Annotated in this window: 22 protein-coding genes and 1 pseudogene; 5 read left to right on the top strand and 18 right to left on the bottom strand. The window is 67.1% G+C overall.

All coding sequences use genetic code 11. From position 1 onward, the window contains the following. Positions 1–19: 19 nt before the first annotated feature. From ABTV68_RS08790 to ABTV68_RS08775, 4 genes and pseudogenes are all read right to left on the bottom strand, one after another. Positions 20–2,258 (bottom strand): annotated as a pseudogene (locus tag ABTV68_RS08790) (family 78 glycoside hydrolase catalytic domain); the annotation flags it as partial. After that, positions 2,255–3,094: a carbohydrate ABC transporter permease gene (locus tag ABTV68_RS08785; RefSeq protein ID WP_433677255.1), complete on the bottom strand. Its 840-nt coding sequence runs from the start codon at positions 3,092–3,094 to the stop codon at positions 2,255–2,257. The gene ABTV68_RS08785 and the pseudogene ABTV68_RS08790, both read right to left, overlap by 4 nt. Further along, positions 3,094–4,044, bottom strand: a complete 951-nt coding sequence (locus ABTV68_RS08780; protein ID WP_433677254.1) for a carbohydrate ABC transporter permease — start codon at positions 4,042–4,044, stop codon at positions 3,094–3,096. The genes ABTV68_RS08785 and ABTV68_RS08780 overlap by 1 nt, the downstream gene beginning before the upstream one ends. Beyond that, complete coding sequence (locus tag ABTV68_RS08775; RefSeq protein WP_433677253.1) at positions 4,044–5,333, bottom strand: ABC transporter substrate-binding protein; 1,290 nt, start codon at positions 5,331–5,333, stop codon at positions 4,044–4,046. Before ABTV68_RS08775 ends, ABTV68_RS08780 begins: the two co-directional genes overlap by 1 nt. Before the next feature lie 131 nt (positions 5,334–5,464). Here ABTV68_RS08775 and ABTV68_RS08770 point away from each other — a divergent pair, with 131 nt between their 5' ends. After that, positions 5,465–6,499, top strand: a complete 1,035-nt coding sequence (locus ABTV68_RS08770; protein WP_433677252.1) for a LacI family DNA-binding transcriptional regulator — start codon at positions 5,465–5,467, stop codon at positions 6,497–6,499. A gap of 52 nt (positions 6,500–6,551) precedes the next feature. On the opposite strand, the gene ABTV68_RS08765 is transcribed toward ABTV68_RS08770, so the two are convergent. The 5 genes from ABTV68_RS08765 to ABTV68_RS08745 all read right to left on the bottom strand — a co-directional run bounded on the left by ABTV68_RS08765 (position 6,552) and on the right by ABTV68_RS08745 (position 9,612). Then, positions 6,552–6,881, bottom strand: coding sequence for a DUF2469 domain-containing protein (locus ABTV68_RS08765; RefSeq protein ID WP_404921264.1), 330 nt, complete (start codon positions 6,879–6,881; stop codon positions 6,552–6,554). Between the two features lie 55 nt (positions 6,882–6,936). Next, positions 6,937–7,593 (bottom strand): ribonuclease HII, encoded by a 657-nt coding sequence (locus ABTV68_RS08760; RefSeq protein WP_433677251.1) that lies wholly within the window; start codon positions 7,591–7,593, stop codon positions 6,937–6,939. Then, positions 7,590–8,405, bottom strand: coding sequence for a signal peptidase I (lepB, locus tag ABTV68_RS08755; protein WP_433677250.1), 816 nt, complete (start codon positions 8,403–8,405; stop codon positions 7,590–7,592). The genes ABTV68_RS08760 and lepB overlap by 4 nt, the downstream gene beginning before the upstream one ends. A gap of 180 nt (positions 8,406–8,585) precedes the next feature. Continuing rightward, positions 8,586–8,933 (bottom strand): 50S ribosomal protein L19, encoded by a 348-nt coding sequence (gene rplS, locus ABTV68_RS08750; RefSeq protein WP_433677249.1) that lies wholly within the window; start codon positions 8,931–8,933, stop codon positions 8,586–8,588. A gap of 181 nt (positions 8,934–9,114) precedes the next feature. Further along, positions 9,115–9,612: an MFS transporter permease gene (locus ABTV68_RS08745; RefSeq protein ID WP_433677248.1), complete on the bottom strand. Its 498-nt coding sequence runs from the start codon at positions 9,610–9,612 to the stop codon at positions 9,115–9,117. A gap of 108 nt (positions 9,613–9,720) precedes the next feature. On the opposite strand from ABTV68_RS08745, the gene map reads away from it, so the two are divergent. Together map and ABTV68_RS08735 are read left to right on the top strand one after the other, a co-directional pair. Then, on the top strand, positions 9,721–10,503 hold the full coding sequence (gene map, locus ABTV68_RS08740) for a type I methionyl aminopeptidase (RefSeq protein ID WP_433677247.1): 783 nt from the start codon (positions 9,721–9,723) through the stop codon (positions 10,501–10,503). Between the two features lie 15 nt (positions 10,504–10,518). Further along, positions 10,519–12,120, top strand: coding sequence for a hypothetical protein (locus tag ABTV68_RS08735; RefSeq protein ID WP_433677246.1), 1,602 nt, complete (start codon positions 10,519–10,521; stop codon positions 12,118–12,120). Between the two features lie 6 nt (positions 12,121–12,126). On the opposite strand, the gene trmD is transcribed toward ABTV68_RS08735, so the two are convergent. The 7 genes from trmD to ABTV68_RS08700 form a co-directional block, all read right to left on the bottom strand. Further along, positions 12,127–12,819: a tRNA (guanosine(37)-N1)-methyltransferase TrmD gene (gene trmD, locus ABTV68_RS08730; protein ID WP_433677245.1), complete on the bottom strand. Its 693-nt coding sequence runs from the start codon at positions 12,817–12,819 to the stop codon at positions 12,127–12,129. Between the two features lie 2 nt (positions 12,820–12,821). Beyond that, complete coding sequence (rimM, locus tag ABTV68_RS08725; RefSeq protein ID WP_433677244.1) at positions 12,822–13,424, bottom strand: ribosome maturation factor RimM; 603 nt, start codon at positions 13,422–13,424, stop codon at positions 12,822–12,824. Further along, positions 13,424–13,654: an RNA-binding protein gene (locus ABTV68_RS08720; RefSeq protein ID WP_404921255.1), complete on the bottom strand. Its 231-nt coding sequence runs from the start codon at positions 13,652–13,654 to the stop codon at positions 13,424–13,426. The genes rimM and ABTV68_RS08720 overlap by 1 nt, the downstream gene beginning before the upstream one ends. Before the next feature lie 5 nt (positions 13,655–13,659). Beyond that, positions 13,660–14,097 carry a 30S ribosomal protein S16 gene (rpsP, locus tag ABTV68_RS08715; RefSeq protein ID WP_433677243.1) on the bottom strand — a complete coding sequence of 146 codons (438 nt, stop codon included), beginning with the start codon at positions 14,095–14,097 and terminating at the stop codon, positions 13,660–13,662. Positions 14,098–14,291: 194 nt separating this feature from the next. Continuing rightward, positions 14,292–16,175: a hypothetical protein gene (locus ABTV68_RS08710; RefSeq protein WP_433677242.1), complete on the bottom strand. Its 1,884-nt coding sequence runs from the start codon at positions 16,173–16,175 to the stop codon at positions 14,292–14,294. Positions 16,176–16,186: 11 nt separating this feature from the next. Continuing rightward, positions 16,187–17,743, bottom strand: a complete 1,557-nt coding sequence (gene ffh, locus ABTV68_RS08705; RefSeq protein WP_433677241.1) for a signal recognition particle protein — start codon at positions 17,741–17,743, stop codon at positions 16,187–16,189. 12 nt (positions 17,744–17,755) lie between these two features. After that, positions 17,756–18,349 carry a TetR/AcrR family transcriptional regulator gene (locus tag ABTV68_RS08700; RefSeq protein ID WP_433677240.1) on the bottom strand — a complete coding sequence of 198 codons (594 nt, stop codon included), beginning with the start codon at positions 18,347–18,349 and terminating at the stop codon, positions 17,756–17,758. Between the two features lie 93 nt (positions 18,350–18,442). On the opposite strand from ABTV68_RS08700, the gene lipB reads away from it, so the two are divergent. Further along, positions 18,443–19,096 (top strand): lipoyl(octanoyl) transferase LipB, encoded by a 654-nt coding sequence (gene lipB / locus ABTV68_RS08695; RefSeq protein WP_433677239.1) that lies wholly within the window; start codon positions 18,443–18,445, stop codon positions 19,094–19,096. Then, positions 19,093–20,079 carry a lipoyl synthase gene (lipA, locus tag ABTV68_RS08690; protein WP_433677238.1) on the top strand — a complete coding sequence of 329 codons (987 nt, stop codon included), beginning with the start codon at positions 19,093–19,095 and terminating at the stop codon, positions 20,077–20,079. The genes lipB and lipA overlap by 4 nt, the downstream gene beginning before the upstream one ends. A 43-nt stretch (positions 20,080–20,122) precedes the next feature. Here lipA and ABTV68_RS08685 read toward each other — a convergent pair whose 3' ends face one another. Together ABTV68_RS08685 and ftsY are read right to left on the bottom strand one after the other, a co-directional pair. Further along, on the bottom strand, positions 20,123–20,623 hold the full coding sequence (locus ABTV68_RS08685; protein ID WP_433677237.1) for a DUF2004 domain-containing protein: 501 nt from the start codon (positions 20,621–20,623) through the stop codon (positions 20,123–20,125). A 92-nt stretch (positions 20,624–20,715) separates the two neighbouring features. Beyond that, positions 20,716–21,585, bottom strand: a complete 870-nt coding sequence (gene ftsY / locus ABTV68_RS08680; protein WP_433677236.1) for a signal recognition particle-docking protein FtsY — start codon at positions 21,583–21,585, stop codon at positions 20,716–20,718. Positions 21,586–21,610 lie beyond the last annotated feature (25 nt).

Raw genomic sequence — 21,610 nt, 5'->3', positions numbered from 1 at the left:
AATGATTGAACGAGGTCATCTCCCCCGCATTCACTGATCCGTCCGGGAGCATGCTGTCCCAGCGCTCCCAGATCGTGGTGGCGCCCATATCGACGGTGTACAGCCAGGAGGGACAGTCCTCTTGCAGCAGAACCCGATACGCGTCATCGATCGCCCCGACGTCGCTGAGTGCGTGAAGCAGGTGCGGGGTACCCGCGAACCCCGTTGTGAGGTGATGTCCGGCGAGGCGGACGAGCTCCACGAGACGAGCTCCCACCGCGCCGATGCTCGGGGAGAACGAGGTCCAGGCGGAGCGCCAGGGCGTGCGCGGTCTGCGTGTCCACCGCGAGCGCGCCCGTGCGCGGATCGCAGAACCGCGCACGAAAGGCGTCTCCCACCGCATCGGCGAGGCTCGCGAAACGCGCGGCGTCGTCTGCCAGTCCGAGCAGGTGCGCTGCTCGGGAGAGCAATCGCGCGCTGTGAGCACGATAGGCGGTCGCTACGAAGGCTGGATCAGTCGCGCCGGCCGCGGGATTGTCTGCCGGGGCCGCGGGGTCGAGCCAGTCCCCGAACTGGAAGCCGTGCTGCCAGATCTGGTCTTCGCCCGTCAGCCGCGCCACCCCTTCGACCCAGGCGACCATGCTCGGGTACTGCGCCCGCAGGATCTCGATATCGCCCGTCGACTCGTACAGCGCCAGGGGTACCAGGACGGCAGCATCTCCCCAGAGCGCCACATGACTGAGCGCGAGCCCGGGGAGATGGGCGGTGTCGGCAGGGAACGTCAGCGCCGGGATGAAGAACGGCACCAGGCCATCGTGATGCTGCTCGAGGGCGAGATCGGTCAACCATGACGTCAACATCCCGGCGCAGTCGTACAGGTAGGCCGCGGTCGACGCGAACACGGCGATGTCACCGGTCCATCCCAGCCGTTCGTCCCGCTGCGGGCAGTCCGTCGGGATGTCGACGAAGTTGCCCCGCATTCCCCAGACGACGTTCTCGTGCAGCCGGTTGACCCGTGCATCCGAACTTGTGAAGTGTCCGATGCGAGCCATGTCCGTGTGAATCACGACGGCGTCCAGATCGTCAAGTTCGATCGTCCCCGGCCACCCGTCCACCTGCGCGTAGCGGAACCCGTGGAAGGTGAAGCGCGGCTCCCACACCTCATCAGCTGTGCCTCGCAGCGTGTATCGGTCCTCCGCCCTCGCAGAGCGAAGCGGAGCACGTGCAAGCTCGCCTCCTTCGAGAACCTCCGCGTGCCGCATCGTGATCGTTCGCCCCGCTTCGCCGCGGGGACGCACCCGCAGCCAGCCCACGAGGTTCTGGCCGAAGTCGACGAGCTGCGCACCGGACGGCGACCGCCAGATCCGCTGCGGACGAACGACCTGTGTGGCCCGCACAGGAGGCCCCGTGGGCGCTGTGAGATCGGTCTGCGGGCGACCGAGGAGAACGACGGGGCGTGAGCACTCGACGTCGAGACGGGGCGTCGCGCGGGCATCGTACGTCTCCCCGTCATAGAGGTCGGCGGCGAGAATCGGGCCTGCCGTCCAGCGCCAGGTGGCGTCGGTCGCGAAGACGTCCCGGTGTCCGTCCGCGTAGTCGATCTCCACCTGCAGAAGGGCACCGAGCCGGGTGCCATAGGCGGCGCGGGTACTGATCAGAGGAAACCCGAGGCGACCGCGGTACCAGCCGTCGCCCAGCCACGCGGCGACCGTCACCGCCCCGGGCCGCATGCGCTCGGTCACATCGTAGGTTCGATAGCGGACTCGATGCCCGTAGCTCTGCCAGCCGGGCTCAAGCACGGCGTCATCGGCGCGATGTCCATCGATCTCCAGCGAGTACACCCCGCGTGCCGTGGCGTAGACACGCGCCCGCACCACGTCCCCGGTGACCGGAATGGATCGGAAAACGACCGGTGCGCGGCCCGCGTCTGTCGTCCCGTCCCCCACGAACTCACCGAGCCAGTCCGAGGCGGAGAGCAGGCCGGCCTCGACCCGTGACCCCACGCTCCAGGGCCCCGAAGCACCCGACGCGTCGACCGGGCGCACCCGCACGACGGCACCCTCGCGGGAACGCAGGGGACGCGCGGGCCAGGGACGAAACGCGGTCCCGCCGACGTCGCGGCGCACGAGGACCGAGCCGTCGTCGAAGCACACCTCCACGTCGTAGCCATCAGTCGTGCGCGGCCCCGTCCACGACAGCCGTGGAGTCGCCACCCCGATCCCGCACACGTCCGCTCCGAGGTGCTCGAATGAGACCGGGGAGACGTCCTCGACACTCATCCCTTCACCCCTCCTTCGGTGAGCCCGGCGAGCACCCGCTTCTGTGCGATCAGATACACGATCACCAGAGGAAGGCTCGTCATGACGACGTGTGCGAAGACGAGGTTCCAGTTCAGCGACGTCGTGGACGCTGACGCGAAGCTGTAGAGCGTCAGGGGCAGCGTCGCGTTCGCGCTGGTCTTCAGCAGGAGCAACGCGAAGAAGAAGTCGTTCCACACGCCGATCACCAGCAGCACCCCGCCGACGAAGAGCGTCGGCCGCAGCAGCGGCAGCATGATGGAACGGAAGATCCTGACTCGCGACGCCCCGTCGATGGCGGCGGCCTCTTCCAGTTCCTCGGGAATCCCGCGAACGAATCCTGTGATGAGGAAGACGATCAGGCCCATCCTCGTGCCCACCATCATGAGTGCGTAGCCGGCGAGCGATCCATCGAGGTGCAGCGTGCTCAGCACGTAGATCGTCGGGATGATCGCCGGGGGCAGGAGCACGGAGAGGGACGTGAGGTAGAAGAAGAACTGGAACGAGCGTTTGCGGCTGCGCGCGTATGCCCACGCCGCCATCGCCCCGAGCAGCAGGGTCGCGGCGATCGTGGGCACCGCCACCAGAAGGCTGTTGCGCAATCCCGTGAGGTAGCCACCGGTGACGAAGACGGCGGTGTAGTTCTCGAGGATCGACCACTGGCCCGGCAGCGCGAGCGAGAGTGCGCCCGCCTCGCCCGCGGTCTTGAAGGAATTGACGATCACGAGCCATACCGGGATCACCACCCAGGGCAACGCGAACAGCGTGATCACCGCATACTTCAGCGCAGCGAGCGGACGGATCGCGGAGGCGGACATCAGGCGACCTCCCGCTTGCGCAACCAGGCCACGAGCGGCACGGCGATGAGCACCACCAGCATGGTGACGGTCAAGCTCAGACTGCTCGCCGTGCCGAAATACGACTGGCCGAACTGCTGCTGCACAGCGACGTTGAGCAACCGGGTCGCCACCCCGGGGCCACCGCCAGTGGTCGACGCCACGATGTCGAACGCGCTCAGCGCGCCGATGAGGGTGGTCACCACGTTGAACGTGAAGGCTGGCGCGAGCAGCGGGAAGCTCACGCGCCAGAAACGCTGCCACGCGTTCGCACCGTCCAGTTCCGCGGCCTCGAGGAGAGACGCGGGAATCCCGTTCAGCCCGGCGATGTACACCAGGGTGGCGATGCCCGACCACTTCCACGCGTCGACGAACGCGACGGTGATGAGCGCCCAGACCGGGTCGCCCAGCCAGGCGAAGTCGAAACCGGGGATGAACACGCCGATGAAAGAGTTGAGCACACCATCCGGTTGAACGATGGCGCGCCAGATGTACCCCGCCGCCAGCGGCGAGATGAGAACCGGCAGGAAGAACAGGGATCGATAGAACGAGTTCAGCCGTCCCGTGTGACGAAGAGCCACGGCCAGGCTCAGCGCGACGCTGTTCTGGATGAGCATCGCGATCACGGCGTAGATCAGGGTGAGCGCGGTGGCGGGGGCGAGCACCCCGGAGTTCCAGAGGAACACCCAGTTGTCGAAGCCCACGAACGAGACGTCGTTCGTGTATCCGCTCCAGGACGAGAACGCGAAGGGGATGTTGAGGAGGAAGGGGACGAGGAAGAAGACGACGACCAGGATGATCGACGGGAGGGCGAACCACACCCATCCTCCTCGCGCACGCGGCCGGACGCGCCCCTCCGCTCCCACGCTCGCGCGCACCGGGGTGCGCGGGAACGTGGGAGTCGTCGTCTCGTCGGGTTGTGTGGACTGCATCACCATCCGTCGACGCCCGCTGCCTTGGAAGCCTGCTCCACCTGCGCCACCATGCTGTCCGCGACCTGCTGGGGTGTCGCCTGTCCGGCGAGCAGCTTCGTCGTCTCAGCGGCGAAGCCTCCAAACCCGGCGATGTTCGAGTTGAACGCGATGTTCGCCTTGCCTGCGTATGCTGCCTGGAAGTCGAGTTGCAGACCACTGAAGCCGTCAGGCGTCTGGGCGGTGCTGATCACGGGAAACGCCTGCGCATCGTCGATGAACTTCTGATATCCGGCGCCCGTGGCGAAGGCGATGAACTCGCGTGCCGCCGCCTCCTTCGCGGGGTCACCCGTCTTCGGCGCGTAGTACGTGCCCAACGGACCGCTCGCGTAGGTGGCAACGGCCGAGCGTGCGGACACCGGGACGAAGCCGACTCGCGCCGACAGCGCATCGCCGTCGCCCTCGGCATAGCCGAGCAGTGCGGCGTAGGTGTCGGAGTGCAGCGCCGTCATCGCGGCTTCGCCGTCGTAGACCGCGCGGAGGCCGTCCTCGAATGTGGCTGACGTGGCATTGGCATTGAGACACCCACCGTCCGCGAGGCTCTGATAGGCATCGAGCGCTTCGCTGAAGGCTCCGCCAGGCTCGTTCAGCGCCGTCTCATTCGACGCGACCTTCCAGCCATAGTCGCCCCCGTCGTTCGCATCCGCCACGTAGAGCAACGGGAGAACCTGGGTGGGCCACGCGCTCCCGCCGGATTCCCAGATGGGTGCGACGTCCGTGGACCGAAGCGCCGCGCATATCGTGTGAAGGTCGTCGAAGTTGGTCGGCGGCTGGAGGCCATTCTCGTCAAGCACCTGCTTGTTGTAGAACACCCCGAAGATCGACGGGAAGCCGAGGATCGCCGCGTACACCTTGTCCCGGTAAGAACCGCTGGACTCGTAGGTGTCGCCCGAGGCGTGGACGAAGTCCATGTCGCTGAGGTCCTGCATATTCTGCTCGGGGTTGAGAGTGAGCATCGCGGAGATGTTCGGGTGGTACTCGAGAAGATCGGGCCGGTCTCCCGTAGCGAACTTCGTGAGGGTTGTCGTCTCGAACGCGTCCGACGGGATGTCGACCAGCTCGATGGCGATACCGGACTCGGTCTCGAAGTCCTTGTACAGCTGAAGCAGCGCGGGCGAGTCGGCGGAGTTGTGCCACAGAGTCAGCGATGAGACGTCTCCGCCGTTGTCCGCGGAGGGTGTGCAGCCGGCAAGCAGGCCGACGGATAGCGCGCCAAGGGTGAGGGTGGCAAGGAGCGGGCGGGTTTTCATGTGGGCACTCCATCGGGTCCAGGGGGGTAAGATCCTCTAGAACGTTCTTCTAGACCGTTCTAGTCCGCTACGGTAGGGCGCACGACGATGTCGTGTCAAGCACGATGCGATGCACGGGAGGTCACCATCCGATGACGACACACGCGAGCGGCGCGCGCCGCATCACGATCCGCGATGTCGCAGCTCGCGCGGGCGTCTCCACCTCGAGCGCTTCCCTGGTGCTGCGCAGTGCCGCAGGGGTAAGCGCCGAGACCCGGCAACGCGTCGAGCAGGCCATGGCCGAGCTCGACTACCGCCCCCTCGCCTCCGCTCGAGGCATGCGCGGAAAGACCTTCACGATCGGCGTGCTGGTCTCGGACATTCACAATCCATTCTTCGGAATCCTCCTCGACGGTGTCATCGAGCGCTTCACCGGCACCGGATACGAGCCGCTGATCGGGCCGGGCGGTGCGACCGCGCCGTCGCAGACCCGCATGATCCAGGCGATGCGGGATCGTCAGATGGATGGCCTCATCCTCATCGGGCCCCACGTCGCCGCAGCCGACCTCGAGTCGATCGCCGCGGAGATCCCCATGGTGGTCGTGGGAAGGCACGGACCCGCCGACCACTTCGACACCGTGGCTGGGGACGACGAACGGGGATCGCACCTGATCGTCGACCACCTGGTGGGACTCGGCCACCGACGAATCTCCTACGTCACCCACTGGGACCCGGAGAGCGCCGATGATCGTCGTCCCGAGAACAGACGCGAGCTCGGGTACATCGAGGCGATGCAGCGTCATGGGCTCGCCAACCACATCGACGTGATCCGCGAGGAGTGGAGCCACGACGGAGGTCTCCGCGCCGCGGCGACGCTCGTTTCACGGCCGCAGCGGCCGACCGCCGTACACGCCGGCGCCGATGTGTCCGCGTTCGGCCTCTTGACCGGTCTAGCCGAAGCGGGCCTGGCGACACCGGACGATATCTCGGTCGCCGGCTACGACAATACGGTCACCTCAGCACTGCCCCGTGTCTCCCTGACATCGATCGACCAATCCGGTCATGAGATCGGCCGTGTCGCCGCGGACCTGCTGCTGGATCGCATCGATGGCCGCCGCCGCAGCGTGCACGAGGTCACAGCCCCCACCCTCGCCGTGCGGTCGTCGACCGCGCCACCCGCCATCTGAAAGACAGAACGCCCTTCCGCACCACAATGCGGAAGGGCGCCTGATCACCGTCTCACTGGTCGCCGTCGAGCGACAGGTCCGCCGGCAGCTGGAAGTCACTGCTGGACAGCTCCTCGATGTTCACGTCCTTGAACGTGAGGACCCGCACCGACTTGACGAAGCGATCGGCACGGTAGATGTCCCACACCCACACGTCCTTCATCGTGAGCTCGAAGTAGAAGTCGTGCTCGGAGTCACGTCGCTCGAGCTGAACGTCGTTGGCGAGGTAGAAGCGACGCTCGGTCTCGATCACATACGTGAACTGACGGACCACATCGCGGTACTCGCGGAAGAGCGCCAGTTCGAGTTCGCGGTCGTAGTCATCGAAAGCTTCCTCATCCATATTGCCTCCATCCTATGCCGCGACGGAGGCGGGCACGCGCGCGGCGCCGTCCGGGTCAGAACAGCGTGTTGCCGCTGAACGACCAGGACGCGCGGTGGTGTGCGGAGATGCCATGCGTCTCGATCGCATCGCGATGAGCCTGGCTGGCGTATCCCTTGTTGTGGTCCCACCCGTAGACCGGGGCGTCGACGTGCAGGCGCTCCATCAGCGCATCCCGCTCGACCTTCGCGATCACCGACGCGGCTGACGCGGATGCGCAATCGCGGTCACCCTTGATCACGGGTCGGACGCGATAACCCCACCCTCCAGCCGGTGAGATGTAGTCGTGATTACCGTCGAGGATCACAATGCCCTCGGCCGGGTCGAGTTCGAGCGCTGCGAGTCCTTCGATCGCGCGAATGGCCGCAAGCCCGAGCGCGCGCATGATGCCGACCCGATCGATCTCCTGCGCGGACGCCCAACCCAACGCGCTCGCCCCGACCCACGCAGCCGCCCGCTCCGCAACGTCTGCACGCTTCTTCTCGACGATGAGCTTCGAATCACGAAGGCCGTCCGGGATGGGATCCGACAGTCGGGATGCGTCGAAGAAGGCCGCACCCACCGTCACCGGGCCGGCGAGGGCTCCGCGGCCCACTTCGTCACAGGCGATGATCCAGCGGTGCTCTCGCAGCAGTTCCCGCTCGAGATCGAGCGTGGGCAGAACCGGACTCATCCCGCTGTCGCCGCCGGGCTCGGATCGTCTGTTGGCTCGTCTTCGGACTCGGAATCGGGAACACCCGCGAACGAGTCACCCGTCGTACCGAGCCCGCCGAAACGATCGAACGGCCAGGTACGCAGGAAAGCTCGTCCCACCACGTCTTCGCTCGGCACGAACCCCTTGGCCGGCTGGTCCTGGTTGTAGCGGGAATCGCGAGAACGGTCGCGGTTGTCCCCCATCACCCAGTAGGAGTCGGCCGGCACGGTGATGTCGAAGGGAACGACGCTCGGCATGCTCTGCCCGGGGGCGAGCTTCACATAGGCAGACTCTTCCAGCGGAACGCCATTGACCTCGATCTGCTCCAGGGCGTTGCAGCAGACGACGTGATCGCCGGGCACGCCGATGATGCGCTTGATGAGGTGGTCAGAGCTGTCGGGGGCAGCAAGGCCCACGAGCGAGAGCACCCACTCCACACCGTCGACGAATGCGCCCTTCGACGGCGCAGGAGCCTGTCCTTCGAGCCACCCGCCGGGATCACGGAAGACGATGATGTCTCCGCGCTGGTAGTCGGTGAAGCGCGGGGTGAGCTCATCCACCAGGATCCGGTCATCCACCTGCAGGGTGTTCTCCATCGACCCTGACGGGATGTAGAACGACCGGACCACGAAGGTCTTCACCAGGAACGACACCAGGAGCGCGATCAGCACGATCACCACGACGTCGCGAAGGAACACACCCCACCCGCGCGAGCGATTCTCGGCGTCATCGCGTGCGGCTCGCCGAGCATCTCGACGGGTGAGCGGGGCTGACGGCTCGGCAGTTGACATGGCATCCTTCATGGCGCGAACGAGAAACCGCGCACCGACTCAATGGTTCCACACTCCATCGCCTGGTCCTGGCGATTCGCGCGGCGACGCGCCTGTGAAGGCCCTGAAGCAGGCGTCGCGGCGGAGGGAAAACAACAACACCCCGGACCGGAGTCGCGGGGTGTTGTGCGGAGGCGCGAGTCAGTTATCGCGCTTCTCCTTGATCTTCGCCTTCTTGCCACGCAGGTTGCGCAGGTAGTACAGCTTCGCGCGACGCACGTCACCACGGGTGACGACCTCGATGTGGTCGATCACCGGCGAGTGCACCGGGAAGGTGCGCTCGACGCCCACCTGGAAGCTGATCTTGCGGACCGTGAAGGTCTCGCGGACACCGTCGCCCTGGCGGCCCAGGACGACGCCCTGGAACACCTGGATACGAGAGCGCGAGCCCTCGATGATGTTCACGTGCACCTTGACGGTGTCACCCGGGAAGAAAGCCGGAATGTCGGAGCGCAGCGAGGCTGCGTCGACGGAGTCGAGGATCTGCATGATCTTCACTTCCTGCGCCCGCCACAGGTCAGCCGCATAAGAATGAATGAGAATTGCTGGTTCGTGCGCCTTGCAGCCGGTACTCCCCTGTGGCGGAGTGTTCGCGTGGGCTCGCCGAAGCGTGCATGATCACGGCACAAGCGTCAATTATCGCACGCGGCGGATCGTGCCGCCAAATGCGTCAGGAGTGAGCCGGGTGACCGGGACGCGACTCCTCGACCACGACGATGTCTTCAACCGTCGTTGACGTCGTTGCACCGGGACGAACGCGGTCGAAGGTCTCGCGGATGAGCAGCGGCGTGCGTGCGGTCTTGGTCGTCGTCCACAGCTGCCAGAGGCACAGCCACAGCACACCCACGGCAGCGAGGATCGCCAGCACCAGGTTGAGAGCGAAGAGCGGCTGAGCGTAGAAGCCGACGCCGATGGTCAGCAGATGCCAGATGCCGAACCCGGTGACATCCCACCACGACAGCGCGCGCTGAGCTCGAACGCCCGGGCGCGAGCGCACCAGGAGCATGAGGACGAGCTCGCTGACGAAGACCGCCGGGGCGAAGATCAGCAGCACGGGCAGCAGCGCAAGACCGTTCTGGTTGAAGATCCCCCAACCCACCAGGAGCCACACAGGCAGAACGAAGGCCGCCGGAAGCAACCAGCTGTACATCGCGCGACGGATCACCATTTCGTCATGCTAGCCCCGTTCCCCCGGACATGGGGCCGGAATCCGAACGTCGTTCAGCACTCCCCCTGCGGATATGCGGAAGAATGAGAGGTACACCGAAGGGAAATCATGATCGAACTGCGCACGCCCACCGAGATCGAGCAGATGCGTCCGGCCGGACGCTTCGTCGCGGAGGTGCTGGCGACGCTGCGTGACGAGACGAAGGTGGGCACGAATCTGCTCACGTTGGATCGCCACGCCCACGACATGATCCGCAAGGCGGGTGCCGAGTCGTGCTACATCGACTACGCGCCCTCGTTCGGTTCCGGTCCCTTCGGCAAGGTGATTTGCACGTCGATCAACGATGCCGTGCTGCACGGCGTCCCCTTCGACTACACGCTGCGCGACGGGGATCTGGTCTCCCTGGACTTCGCCGCGTCCGTCGACGGCTGGGTCGCTGACTCGGCGGTCTCGTTCGTCGTGGGCACCGCGCGTGACGAGGACCTCCGACTGATCGACACCACGCAGCGCGCACTCGCCGCCGCGATCGCGACAGCAACCACCGACAAGCGCATCGGCGACATCTCGGCGGCCATCGCCGACGTCTGCCACGCAGAGGGCTACTCCATCAACACCGACTTCGGCGGACATGGCGTGGGGCGCACCATGCACGGCGACCCGCACATCGCGAACAACGGCAAGGCCGGGCGCGGCTACCCGCTGCGCGACGGGCTGGTCGTCGCCATCGAACCGTGGCTGCTCGCCACCACCGACGAGCTCGTGACCGACGCTGATGGCTGGACCCTGAAGTCCGCCGACGGGTCCCGTGGTGCGCACAGCGAGCACACCGTCGCCATCACGGCGGACGGGCCGATCGTCCTCACCGACCGCAGCTTCCTCGGCGTCGACTGATCCGCCTCGGTCTCGGTGGACGCCTTCGACCCGGCCGTCCTGCCACCCTTCGAGGAGCGGGACTATGAGGAGATCGCGGATGACGGCCTGGACCGCCCGCCATTGCGCGGTCAGACGTCACCGCCGCAGGGGCTGACCGACGTCGATTGGGCGGCCCTCGAGGATGCCTACGGCCCGGCGACGGAGACGCCGCTGTATCTGGAGGCGATCACCAGTGACGACGACGGCGACGTCGCATACGGAGCCTTCGGTCTGTACTCGGCCACCACGCACCAGGGCTCGGTCTTCTCCGCCTCTGGTGCGGCGATCCCGTTCCTCTCCGAACTGGTTGGTCGAGACAACGTCACCGCGATGACGTACCTCGCCCGGATCGCGGTGGGTGAGACGCATTTCATCGCGACGCCGCGAGATCTGGACGCCCGAACCGAGTACGCCGACGCGGTCGCGGCGCATGGCGACATCATCCGCGCGCACGCCGAGCGAACCGACGACTCCGAGGCGTGGCGACTTCTCGCGTTGCTCGGTCTGCTGCCCGAAACGCTCCTTATCGATCTCGAGACGAACGATCCCTCGCTGCTTGCCGATCGGCTCATGCTGGCGGGGTTCGCGGCCGCGCTATCCGGTGAGGACTCGAAATGCAGATTGCGCGTCGAGCGTGCCCGTCAACTCGTGCGCACGTCCTCATCGCTGCTTGTTCGCCTTGCCGCGTCCGCTTTCCTGGCTTTCACCGGTGTCGCGGATGACTACGCTCGGCATCTCCTCGCGCACCTCTCAGACTCGGAGGAATATGTCGCGAGCACCTGGATCACGGCCGTCGGCCCGTTCGCCGAAGGCGTCTGGCTGTATTCGGCGACGGACGACGAGCTGGCGGGAGCAGACGTGCCGGCAACGCTGCGGGTCGCCGCCGTCGAGGAGCGGGTCCGCCGGGCTCTGCCTCCGGGATACGATGCGGACTTCGTCATACCCGCGCGAGCAGTTTCCGCCGAGTTGCGGGAGATCCTCGCGGCGTCCGTCACCACCTCACCGGACCTGTTCGCCGGTGGCTCGTTCGAGCTGATCTCCCGCGGACTGCCCGCGACCCGTCCCGCCGTCGAGCGGCTGGCCGGGCTCCGTGACGATGTGTTGTCGCTGGTGACCGGCCCGAACACACTGGCGGAGCTCATCGAGTCCGACCTGCGCGCTGGCGACGTGCAAGACGCCACGATCGCGACGATCGTGGCGTCCGGGCCGTGGTCGGTGACCACCGCGGCGCTCGCTGGCGACACCACCTCGAGCGAACACACCACGCTCGGCATCCGTCTGCCGCGTTCGGTGCCCGACGACCCGATGCTCGAGACCCTCGTCTCACTTCTCGGCGAGGCGCTGTCCCGCGGGGATCTGGACGCCTCATCGCAGTTCCTGGCCCACGCCCTCGCGCGGCCGGACGCCCCGGGCATGAGAGTCGCGGTGAGCCTGCTCGCCCATGCCCTCGCGGGTCGGTTCGACGAGCGATTCCTCCCGCTGGTGCGGAGCTTCCATCGACACCCGGAGTACTCCCCCGCGCCCATCGCCGTGCTTCGACGGATCAGGAATCTGCTGCCGCCCGTAATGGCGGAGCGCATCACCCTCCCGAGCTGAGAGCGATCAGTCCTCGGGGAGCAGGTCGGGGCGGCGCTGGCGTGTGCGCTCCACCTGCTGTTCGTGACGCCACCGGTCCACGGCGCCGTGGTTGCCACTGAGCAGGACGGGCGGCACCTCGCGGTCCCGCCAGACCGAGGGCTTGGTGTACGAGGGATACTCGAGCAGACCGTCCTCGTGGGACTCCTCGACCAGGCTCTCGGGGTTCCCGACGACGCCGGGGATGAGGCGACCGATCGCCTCGACCATCGCCATGACGGCGACCTCTCCCCCGTTGAGCACGTAGTCTCCGATGCTCATGAGTCGCACGTCGCCGAGTTCCCGGGCGTAGTCGAAGACACGCTCGTCGATGCCCTCATAGCGACCGCAGCCGAAGACGAGGTGCTCTGCCGTCGCGAGTTCGCGCGCCTTCGCCTGCGTGAAGACCTCACCCGCGGGCGAGGGGAAGATGAAGATCGGACGCGTATCGCTGTCCGCGGCGATGGCGTCCAGCGCCTCGCCCCAGGGCTCCGGCTTCATCACCATTCCGGCGCCGCCGCCGTACGGCGTGTCATCCACCGTGCGGTGACGGTCATGTGTCCAGTCGCGCAGGTCGTGCACGCGCACATCGAGGATGCCGCTCTGGCGAGCTTTGCCGAGAAGGGAGACCTCGAGGACATCGAAGAACTGCGGGAAGATCGAGATCGCGTCGATGCGCACGATCAGTCCTCGCCGTCGGCGTCCTGCACGGCCTCCGCACCAGCGTCGTCCGCTGCGGATTCGAGTTCCTCGAAGAGTCCCGGAGGCGGCGTGATGGTCACGCGACCGGCGCGCACGTCCACCTCGGGGACGATGGCAGACACGAACGGCACCATGACTTCGTCGCCGGCCGTAGTCTTCACGATGAGAAGATCCTGCGCCGGCATGTGCTCGACGCGGGCGAGGCGACCGATGATGGCACCGTCGCGCACGACGTCGAGGCCCACGAGTTGGTGGTCGTACCAGGCGTCGTCTTCATCGGACTCCGCGTCCGCATCCTGGTCGATCCAGAGGATCGCGCGCACGAGTTCATCGGCCGCGGTGCGATCCTCGACGCCCTCGAAGAAGACGACGGCGTGGCTGTTCATCCAGCGGAACTCCCGCACCGTGATGGTCTTCCCGTGCCACGGAGAGGACTCGGGAACCTGCAGGGTGAACACCGCGCCCGGGACGAAACGTCGGTCCGGGTTGTCGGTGTAGAGCTCGAGCTTGAACGCGCCCTTGAGTCCGTGGGCCTTGACCAGGCGACCGACTCGGAGCTGCGTCTTGTCCTGATGCCCGGGCATCAGTCGTCCGCGACGTCGACGCGGACACGGGCGCCGTCGGCCAGTGCCGAGATCAGCGTCCGCAGTGCCTTCGCGGTACGTCCGCCGCGCCCGATCACGCGTCCACGGTCCTCGGGATGCACATGCACCTCCAGGACCTCACCTCGTGACGAGGTGGACGATGTGACCTTCACGTCCTCCGGGTGATCGACGATCCCCGAGACGATGTGTGTGAGCGCGGCGGACAGCACAGCGATTACTCGGCGTCGGCCGGGGCCGCAGCGGCCTCGTCCGCGGCGGGAGCCTCAGCGGCGGCGTCCTCAGCGGGAGCCTCCACCTTCTTCTCCGCCTTGGGCTTGATGACCGACTTCTTGGCGGCGTCCGCCACGAAGACCTCGGGCTCGCCCTTGACCTTGACGGTGGACTTCGCGTCCTTGTCGCCCTTGAACTTGCCCCAGTCACCGGTGAGCTTCAGCAGCGCGGCGACCTGCTCGGTGGGCTGAGCGCCCACCGACAGCCAGTACTGAGCGCGGTCGGAGTCGACCTCGATGATCGAGGGCTCCTCGGTGGGGTGGTACTTGCCGATCTCCTCGATCACGCGACCGTCGCGCTTGGTGCGCGAGTCGGCGACGACGATGCGGTAGTAGGGGGCCCGGATCTTGCCCAGGCGCTTGAGGCGAATCTTGACAGCCACAATTCTCCAAGAAATGTAGAAGAGGAATAACGAACTGATCGCCTGGAGCGTGGGGTGCACACCCGGCGGAAGCTCTGGGGTGGATGCGCGCTGGATAGAGGGTCGAGCACGCAATCCGAAGCTCTATTCTGCCAGATTCCGCCGCCGTGCGCGAAACGTGGACCCACCGTGTCGCGGAAGGCACCCGGCGTCGGTCACCGGCCGCGGCTCGAACCGCGACGCAGCACGTGGGTGAGGCGCCGACGCAACCGCTGCACGATCAGCCAGAGCGACATCACGACGAGCGCGACGATGAGCAGCATCTGCAACCACGGCCAGGGCGCCACCACCACGACACCGAGGAAGGCCACGGCGAGGATGAGCAGCATCTCGCGAAGTTCCGACCAGAACTGCGGCAGGCGCGCGGGCCGCACGCGAACGGTGGCGAGCGTCTGACCGGCGATACCCAGACGAGTGCGCAGTTCGAAGTCCAGGAACGCGAGCGGCAGATCGGGACGGACGCCCAGAGTCTCCTCGGCCGCCGGGAACCGCGCACCCCAGGTACCACCCGTGATGCGCTGACGCGTGTCCTCGACGGAGCCGGGAGCCTCGAACGCCTTCAGCATGACGGTCGGGATCTCCCCTTCGGCCACGTCGCCCTCTCCCGTGCCTGCACCCTCGACCACGACATAATCGCCGGGCCCCACACCGAGGATGTCCAGTGCGAGTCGGCTCATGAGCACGACGTCCCGCTCCGCCGAGGCCGGGTCGGCGAGCGTCGTGCGCATGGTGAGGTAGGTGGGCTTGCCGACGACTCGATCGCCCGCGGTCCCACGCTCCAGACGCACGGGACGCAGTTCCGCGATCTCGCCGTTCTCCACACCGCACGCCATCCGCAGCACGTGATCGATCTCGACCACGTGGTCGGGGGCGGCGTCCGGGGTGTCAGGACGGATGACCACGGCGGCGACCGCGGACGGTGCCGCGGCTCCGTGACCGACCAGGAGCGCGTGTGAGCGGACCTCCACGACAGCGGGGCTACCGAGAGATTCGTGCACTCGGCGCGAGATCGACACGACCGACTTGCCGCCGCGTTCGATTCCGGCCGGAGTCACCGTGGCGACGAGCGTGGCGCGTCCGGGGTGCGGCTGGGGAATCGCTAATGCGGGGGCGAGCATCCGACCATACGTTCGGACGCTGGCCCGCCCGCTCTCGTCCGCGAGTCGAGTGAACGCGGATGGTGCGGCAAGCAGGCCGGCCTCCGCGAGGACTGCGGCGCCACCATCCGCAAGCGCGCCGGCCGTGGCACGCAGCGCCGTGGCGTCCGTTCCCCAGACCCCGGCGATCATGTCGACGGCACAGAGCCGATCGACCACCGCGATCTGAGACAGCCCCGCATCCCCGGGGCGCATCGCTGCGGCGATCACGTCACCGGCGCTGTCGGTGAGTGCCCCGCCGCGCGCGACATATGCATAGACACCGGGAAGCTCCTCCCCCGTCTCCAGCGTGATGCGCACACCCGACGTTGCGTCGAGCCACACGCGGCGGTAGTGCGGGGCCTCGGTGCGATCGAGGTTGGCGAGCTGGCTCGCATCCGTGAACTGGACGTGGAGCTCGAGCTCCGCGGCATCCGACGGGACGATCGTCGCCGGCAGCGCGCCGTAGCCTGCGAAGAATCCGGCGTACGCCAGCGCGACACCCCGGACACGCGCGCGCACGGATGGCAGCACGAGCGCGTCCGGAATTTCCCGGAACTTGTGTCGCAGCTGCGACGGAGCAGCATTCGAGCCGATTGCGAGCACCGGCACCCGCGCATCCATGCCGACGACGTGGAATCCCTCCAGCACGCGCGACAGCTGCGGGGCGGTGCGAGCACCGTCCGTCACGTGCTCCCGCGTGTCGTCGTCGACGGCCACGCGGCACAATCCCAGACGAGTGAGGGGCCCGGGATCGGATCCGAAGGGGACCCCATCCCGATCACGCAGCTCCCACAGACCGCTCGCCGTGACGAGCGCGGATCGCTCCGGCCACACGCCCGGATAGCTCTCCGGGACCAGTCGCGGCGCTGATTCGGCGGCGAAGCGGGAGTCGTCGATCATGCCGAGAGGGATCAGCCCTTGCCGAGCAGCTTCTGCAGTTCGGCGAGGTCCTCTGCGGTCGGCGTCTTGTTGCCGCCGAGGCCAAACCCTGACCCGGTCGGAGCAGCCGGGGCCGCGGCGATCTCCGCCTGCTGCGCGGCGCGCTTAGCCGGGTTGCCGGAGCGCGGAACGCCACCGCCCTTGACCTTCTTGCCGCCGCGCTTGGCCGAAGCACCGGGCTTGCCGCCCGGGATGGGACCCATACCGGGGATGTTCGGAACACCGCCACGCGCGACGGTCTTCATCATCTTGGCGGCCTGCTCGAAGCGCTGCACCAGCTGGTTCACGTCGGTCACGGTCATGCCGGAACCACGAGCGATACGCAGGCGCCGCGAGCCGTTGAGGAGCTTCGTGTTGCGGCGCTCCGCGGGCGTCATCGAGCGGATGATGGCCTCGGTACGCCCGATCTCGCTCTCATCGAAGTCATCGAGCTGCTGCTTCATGGAGCCCATGCCCGGGAGCATCCCGAGCATCTTCTTCATCGAGCCCATCTTCTTGAGCTGCTGCATCTGCTCGAGGAAGTCCTCGAGGGTGAACTGCTCGGTGGCGAGCTTCTCGGCGACCTTCAGCGCCTCGGCCTCGTCGAACGCGGCCTGCGCCTGCTCGATGAGGGTGAGGATGTCACCGAGGTCGAGGATGCGGCTGGCCATGCGGTCCGGGTGGAACGGCTCGACATCGTCGAGGCCCTCACCGGTGGAGGCGAAGATGATGGGGCGGCCGGTAACCGAGGCCACGGACAGCGCGGCACCACCGCGCGCATCACCGTCGAGCTTCGACAGCACGACTCCAGTGAAGTCGACGCCTTCCTGGAACGCCTTCGCGGTGTTGACGGCGTCCTGACCGATCATCGCGTCGATGACGAACAGCACCTCGTCGGGCTGGATCTCGCGGCGGATGTCGGCGGCCTGCTTCATCAGCTCGGCGTCGACGCCCAGGCGTCCGGCGGTGTCGACGATGACCACATCATGCTGCTGACGACGCGCGTACTCCACGCCGTCACGCGACACCTTCACCGGGTCGCCGACGCCGTTGCCCGGCTCGGGAGCGAAGATCGTGGCACCCGCACGCTCGGCGACCACCTGGAGCTGGTTCACGGCGTTGGGGCGCTGGAGGTCGGCTGCCACAAGGAGGGGCGTGTGCCCGTCCTTCTCCAGCATCTTCGCCAGCTTGCCGGCGAACGTGGTCTTTCCGGAACCCTGAAGTCCGGCCAGCATGATGACCGTCGGAGCGGTCTTCGCGAACTGCAGGCGACGCTGCTCGCCACCGAGGATCCCGATGAGCTCCTCGTTGACGATCTGCACGACCTGCTGGGCCGGGTTGAGGGCGCGGTTCACCTCGTCGCCGAGCGCACGCTCGCGCACCTTGGCGGTGAACTCCTTCACGACCTCGAGCGCCACGTCGGCATCAAGGAGGGCGCGACGGATCTCGCGAACGGTGCCATCCACGTCAGCGGGCGTGAGCTTGCCCTTGGTGCGCAGATTGCGGAAGGTCTCGGTGAGACGATCTGAGAGCGTGCCGAAAGTAGCCATGATGCTATGAGTTTACGTGAGGTCGCCGCGGATCGCGGTCGCACCCGGCATCGCCGCCACGAATGCCAGCGCTTCCCGCAGCCGATCCGCGAGCGCGGTGCGTCCGGAACCATCGCGAGCCCACCGCTCCACCGCCGCGAGGACGGCAGAGCCATAGGCGGCACCGATCACCTGGGCGCGCAGCGGCGCCCAGCCCGTGACGCGGAGCGCACCCGTGACGGCGGCACCGATGCGCGCGGCGCGCGCTGTGCTCTCGCGCTGCAGATCCGCTACCGCACCCATCGCCTCGTCGTTCGCGATAGCCAGAGCGAGGGAGTCCGGGGTGAGACCGTCGGCGAAGGCCAGCAGCGCCTCCGCAGCGCCATCGGGCGCGCGCCGCAGACGCTGCTCCAGTGCCGCGATCGCGTCATCGATGCCGGCCCACAGCACGTCGTGCTTGGAGGCGAAGTAGTTGAAGAAGCTCGAGCGACTCACTCCCGCGCGGGCAGTGATGTCCGCGACGCTCGTCGCCTCGTACCCCTGCTCGAGGAAGAGCTCGCACGCAGCTTCGGCCAGGGTCTCCCGAGACGACGCCCGCGGCCTGCCCTGTCTGCTCTCCACACTCACGACCCCACTGTACCGAGCCGCTTCGCCGTCGTGACGATCCGATCCTGTGCAATTATTGGACGCAGTTCAACAACTGCCCACGAGGAGAATGAGATGGACGTGTACGTGGCGGGCTTCGCCCCCCAAGCGGTTCCGTATGTCGAAGGATGGGAGCTTCAGCGGGACATTCACTCGGCTGTGGTCGAGGCGAGGCGCCCGGACACGCTGATCCTGCTCGAGCACGAGGCGGTGTACACGGCGGGCAAGCGCACCGAATCCCACGAGCGCCCGGACGACGGCACTCCCGTGATCGACGTGGATCGCGGCGGGAAGATCACCTGGCACGGTCCGGGGCAGCTGGTGGGCTACCCCATCGTTCGCCTGCCCGACCCGGTGGACGTCGTCGAACACGTCCGGGGACTGGAGCGGCGCCTGATCGCGGCTCTGCGCGTGTTCGGCATCGACGGTCGACAGATCGCTGGACGCAGCGGCGTCTGGGTGACGCAGGCCGGGAGGGACGCCAAGGTGGCCGCCATCGGTGTGCGCGTGGAGCGGGGCGTGACGATGCACGGCTTCGCCATCAACGCGGACTGCGATCTCGCCGGTTTCGCACACATCATTCCGTGCGGGATCACGGACGCCGGCGTCACGAGTGTGAGTGAGGTGACGGGCGAGCGCATCGGTGTCCGGGATCTCGTGCCACCCGTGCTGGCTACCTTCGGGGTTGACGTGGTCCCCGACCTCCTCCGCGCGGAGGTGGCGGCATGAGCGCAACCGCCCCGGACGGACGCAAGCTCCTGCGACTGGAGATCCGCAACGCCGAGACCCCGATCGAACGCAAGCCGGAGTGGATCCGCACGAAGGCGAAGACCGGGCCGGAGTATCTCGGGCTGCGGTCACTGGTGAAGGACGAGGGACTGCACACGGTCTGCCAGGAAGCGGGATGCCCGAACATCTACGAGTGCTGGGAGGATCGCGAGGCGACTTTCCTCATCGGCGGATCGGACTGCACGCGCCGCTGCGACTTCTGCCAGATCGCCACGGGCAAACCTGCCGAATACGACACCGATGAACCACGACGGGTGGCCGAGAGCGTCGCGAAGATGCAGCTGCGCTACGCCACCGTCACCTCCGTCGCCCGCGACGACCTGACTGACGAGGGCGCCTGGCTCAACGCCGAGACGGTTCGCCGGATCCATCAGGACAATCCGGGCACCGGCGTCGAGCTCCTCGCCACGGACTTCTCCGGGCGTCCGGAACTCCTGGACGAGGTGTTCGCTTCTCGCCCCGAGGTGTTCGCTCACAACGTGGAGACCGTACCGCGGGTGTTCAAGCGCATCCGACCGGCCTTCCGCTACGACCGTTCGCTCGGCGTGCTCACGCGCGCGCGTGCAGCCGGGCTGATCACCAAGTCCAACCTCATCCTCGGCATGGGCGAGACGGATGAGGAGGTCAGTCAGGCGATGCGCAACCTGCACGATGCGGGCTGCGACATCCTGACCATCACGCAGTACCTGCGTCCCTCCCCACGCCACCTCCCGGTCGATCGCTGGGTCAAGCCGGAGCGGTTCGTGGCGTTTCGCGAGGAGGCCGAGGAGATCGGGTTCCTCGGGGTTCTCGCCGGCCCGCTGGTGCGCTCGTCCTACCGAGCCGGTCGGCTGTGGGCACGCTCCATGATCTCGAAGGGACGCGACATCCCCGAGCAGCTGCGCCACCTCGCCGACGCGGACGAGTTCGCACAGGCCGTCTGACACGACACCGCCGCCCGAGAGATCGGGCGGCGGTGTCGTGCACTCAATCTGCGGACGTCACCGACAGCACCGAGGCATCCGATGCCAGGTTGACGAGCAGCACGTCATCGGTGGAATCCGCATCCAGCGCGTACTCGAGTACCGCGAACGGATCCGTCCCGCCGTGCTCGTCGGCAAGGATCGTCACGCTCATCAGACGCATCGCCTTGATGATGTCGATGGCGGTGTCGCCAGAGACATCCGTGAGGTAGTCCTCCAGATCGTCGCCCAGAGCTTCCTCCTGCGAGATCACATACTCGGTCACCTCGCTGGTGCGATCCCCCAGCTGGCCCACCATCGCCTCGCGACAGCGGAGGTCCAGATGCTCCAGGCCGGTGATCATCGCCGCGGCGATGTTGAGCGCGTCTGGTGCCACATCGTTCTCGTCCGGGGCGGTGAGGTCGACGGTGACGGACTGGTCGCCGAATTCCACCGTCTCCGACCAGAAGATCGAGCCGTCCGGGCCCGATTCGAGCAATCCGAAGAAGTCGTGTTCGATCGCCATAGGCCTATGTAATCAGTCTCCGCGGAGCGAGGGAAGTCGCCACGGGGCGATCATCGTCATACGGAGCGTATGGGCCAGAGTCCGGCCTCGAGTCAGGAAACGAGCTGTTCGGCGAACACGTGCGGCGTGAAGCCCGTGAGGTCGCCGATTCCCTCGCCCTGGCCCAGCAGCTTCACCGGGATTCCGGTGCGCTCCTGCACGGCGAGCACGAAGCCGCCCTTCGCGGAGCCGTCGAGCTTGGTGAGCACGAGGCCCGTCACGCCGGCGTGCTGCAGGAACGCCTCCGCCTGCATGACACCGTTCTGACCGGTGGTAGCGTCCAGCACGAGCAGCACCTCGCTGATGGGAGCGAGCTTCTCCACCACGCGCTTGATTTTGCCGAGCTCGTCCATCAGCCCGCCCTTGGTGTGCAGGCGTCCCGCGGTGTCGATCAGCACGATCTCGGTGCCGGTCTGCTGCGCGTACTGGATGGTCTGGAACGCGACGGAGGCGGGGTCCTGCCCCTCCTGCTGCGGACGGACGATGGCCGCTCCCCCACGCTCGGCCCACGTGGCGAGCTGCTCGACGGCCGCGGCACGGAAGGTGTCCGCCGCGCCGACCACGATAGAGCGTCCGTAGCGGCGCAGGAAGTTCGCGAACTTGCCGATGGTGGTCGTCTTGCCCACACCGTTCACGCCGACCACGAGCACGATCGCGGGTCGCTCCGTGAGCTTGAGGGTGGTGTCGAATTTGGCGAAGTGCTCCTCCAGCGTCTCGATGAGCATCCGCTGCAGGTCCTTGGGGTCCGTGGTACGGAATCGATCCACCTTCTCGCGCAGCTCGTCGATGATCCGCTCGGTGATGTCCGGACCGAAGTCGGCGGTGATGAGCGCCGTCTCCATGTCCTCCCACGTCGTCTCGTCGATCGTCGGCTTGACGAAGATGCCGCGCAGCGCGCGACCCAGGGACCACTTTTCAGCCATGCCCCCAGCCTACCGACCGGTCTGC

The sequence above is a fragment of the Microbacterium gorillae genome, from assembly GCF_050990725.1.
In the GTDB taxonomy this organism is placed as follows: Bacteria; Actinomycetota; Actinomycetes; order Actinomycetales; family Microbacteriaceae; genus Microbacterium; species Microbacterium gorillae_A.
Note: the sequence above shows the minus strand (reverse complement) of the source record. Positions and strands in the feature narration are given on the sequence as shown.

What these genes read in the sequence shown, in the direction of transcription:
- ABTV68_RS08785 (WP_433677255.1), bottom strand. Translation starts at nt 3,094, where the DNA reads ATGTCCGCCTCCGCGATCCGTCCGCTCGCTGCGCTGAAGTATGCGGTG.
- ABTV68_RS08780 (WP_433677254.1), bottom strand. Translation starts at nt 4,044, where the DNA reads ATGCAGTCCACACAACCCGACGAGACGACGACTCCCACGTTCCCGCGC.
- ABTV68_RS08775 (WP_433677253.1), bottom strand. Translation starts at nt 5,333, where the DNA reads ATGAAAACCCGCCCGCTCCTTGCCACCCTCACCCTTGGCGCGCTATCC.
- ABTV68_RS08770 (WP_433677252.1), top strand. Translation starts at nt 5,465, where the DNA reads ATGACGACACACGCGAGCGGCGCGCGCCGCATCACGATCCGCGATGTC.
- ABTV68_RS08765 (WP_404921264.1), bottom strand. Translation starts at nt 6,881, where the DNA reads ATGGATGAGGAAGCTTTCGATGACTACGACCGCGAACTCGAACTGGCG.
- ABTV68_RS08760 (WP_433677251.1), bottom strand. Translation starts at nt 7,593, where the DNA reads ATGAGTCCGGTTCTGCCCACGCTCGATCTCGAGCGGGAACTGCTGCGA.
- lepB (WP_433677250.1), bottom strand. Translation starts at nt 8,405, where the DNA reads ATGTCAACTGCCGAGCCGTCAGCCCCGCTCACCCGTCGAGATGCTCGG.
- rplS (WP_433677249.1), bottom strand. Translation starts at nt 8,933, where the DNA reads ATGCAGATCCTCGACTCCGTCGACGCAGCCTCGCTGCGCTCCGACATT.
- ABTV68_RS08745 (WP_433677248.1), bottom strand. Translation starts at nt 9,612, where the DNA reads ATGGTGATCCGTCGCGCGATGTACAGCTGGTTGCTTCCGGCGGCCTTC.
- map (WP_433677247.1), top strand. Translation starts at nt 9,721, where the DNA reads ATGATCGAACTGCGCACGCCCACCGAGATCGAGCAGATGCGTCCGGCC.
- rimM (WP_433677244.1), bottom strand. Translation starts at nt 13,424, where the DNA reads ATGCCCGGGCATCAGGACAAGACGCAGCTCCGAGTCGGTCGCCTGGTC.
- ABTV68_RS08710 (WP_433677242.1), bottom strand. Translation starts at nt 16,175, where the DNA reads ATGATCGACGACTCCCGCTTCGCCGCCGAATCAGCGCCGCGACTGGTC.
- ffh (WP_433677241.1), bottom strand. Translation starts at nt 17,743, where the DNA reads ATGGCTACTTTCGGCACGCTCTCAGATCGTCTCACCGAGACCTTCCGC.
- lipB (WP_433677239.1), top strand. Translation starts at nt 18,443, where the DNA reads ATGGACGTGTACGTGGCGGGCTTCGCCCCCCAAGCGGTTCCGTATGTC.
- lipA (WP_433677238.1), top strand. Translation starts at nt 19,093, where the DNA reads ATGAGCGCAACCGCCCCGGACGGACGCAAGCTCCTGCGACTGGAGATC.
- ABTV68_RS08685 (WP_433677237.1), bottom strand. Translation starts at nt 20,623, where the DNA reads ATGGCGATCGAACACGACTTCTTCGGATTGCTCGAATCGGGCCCGGAC.
- ftsY (WP_433677236.1), bottom strand. Translation starts at nt 21,585, where the DNA reads ATGGCTGAAAAGTGGTCCCTGGGTCGCGCGCTGCGCGGCATCTTCGTC.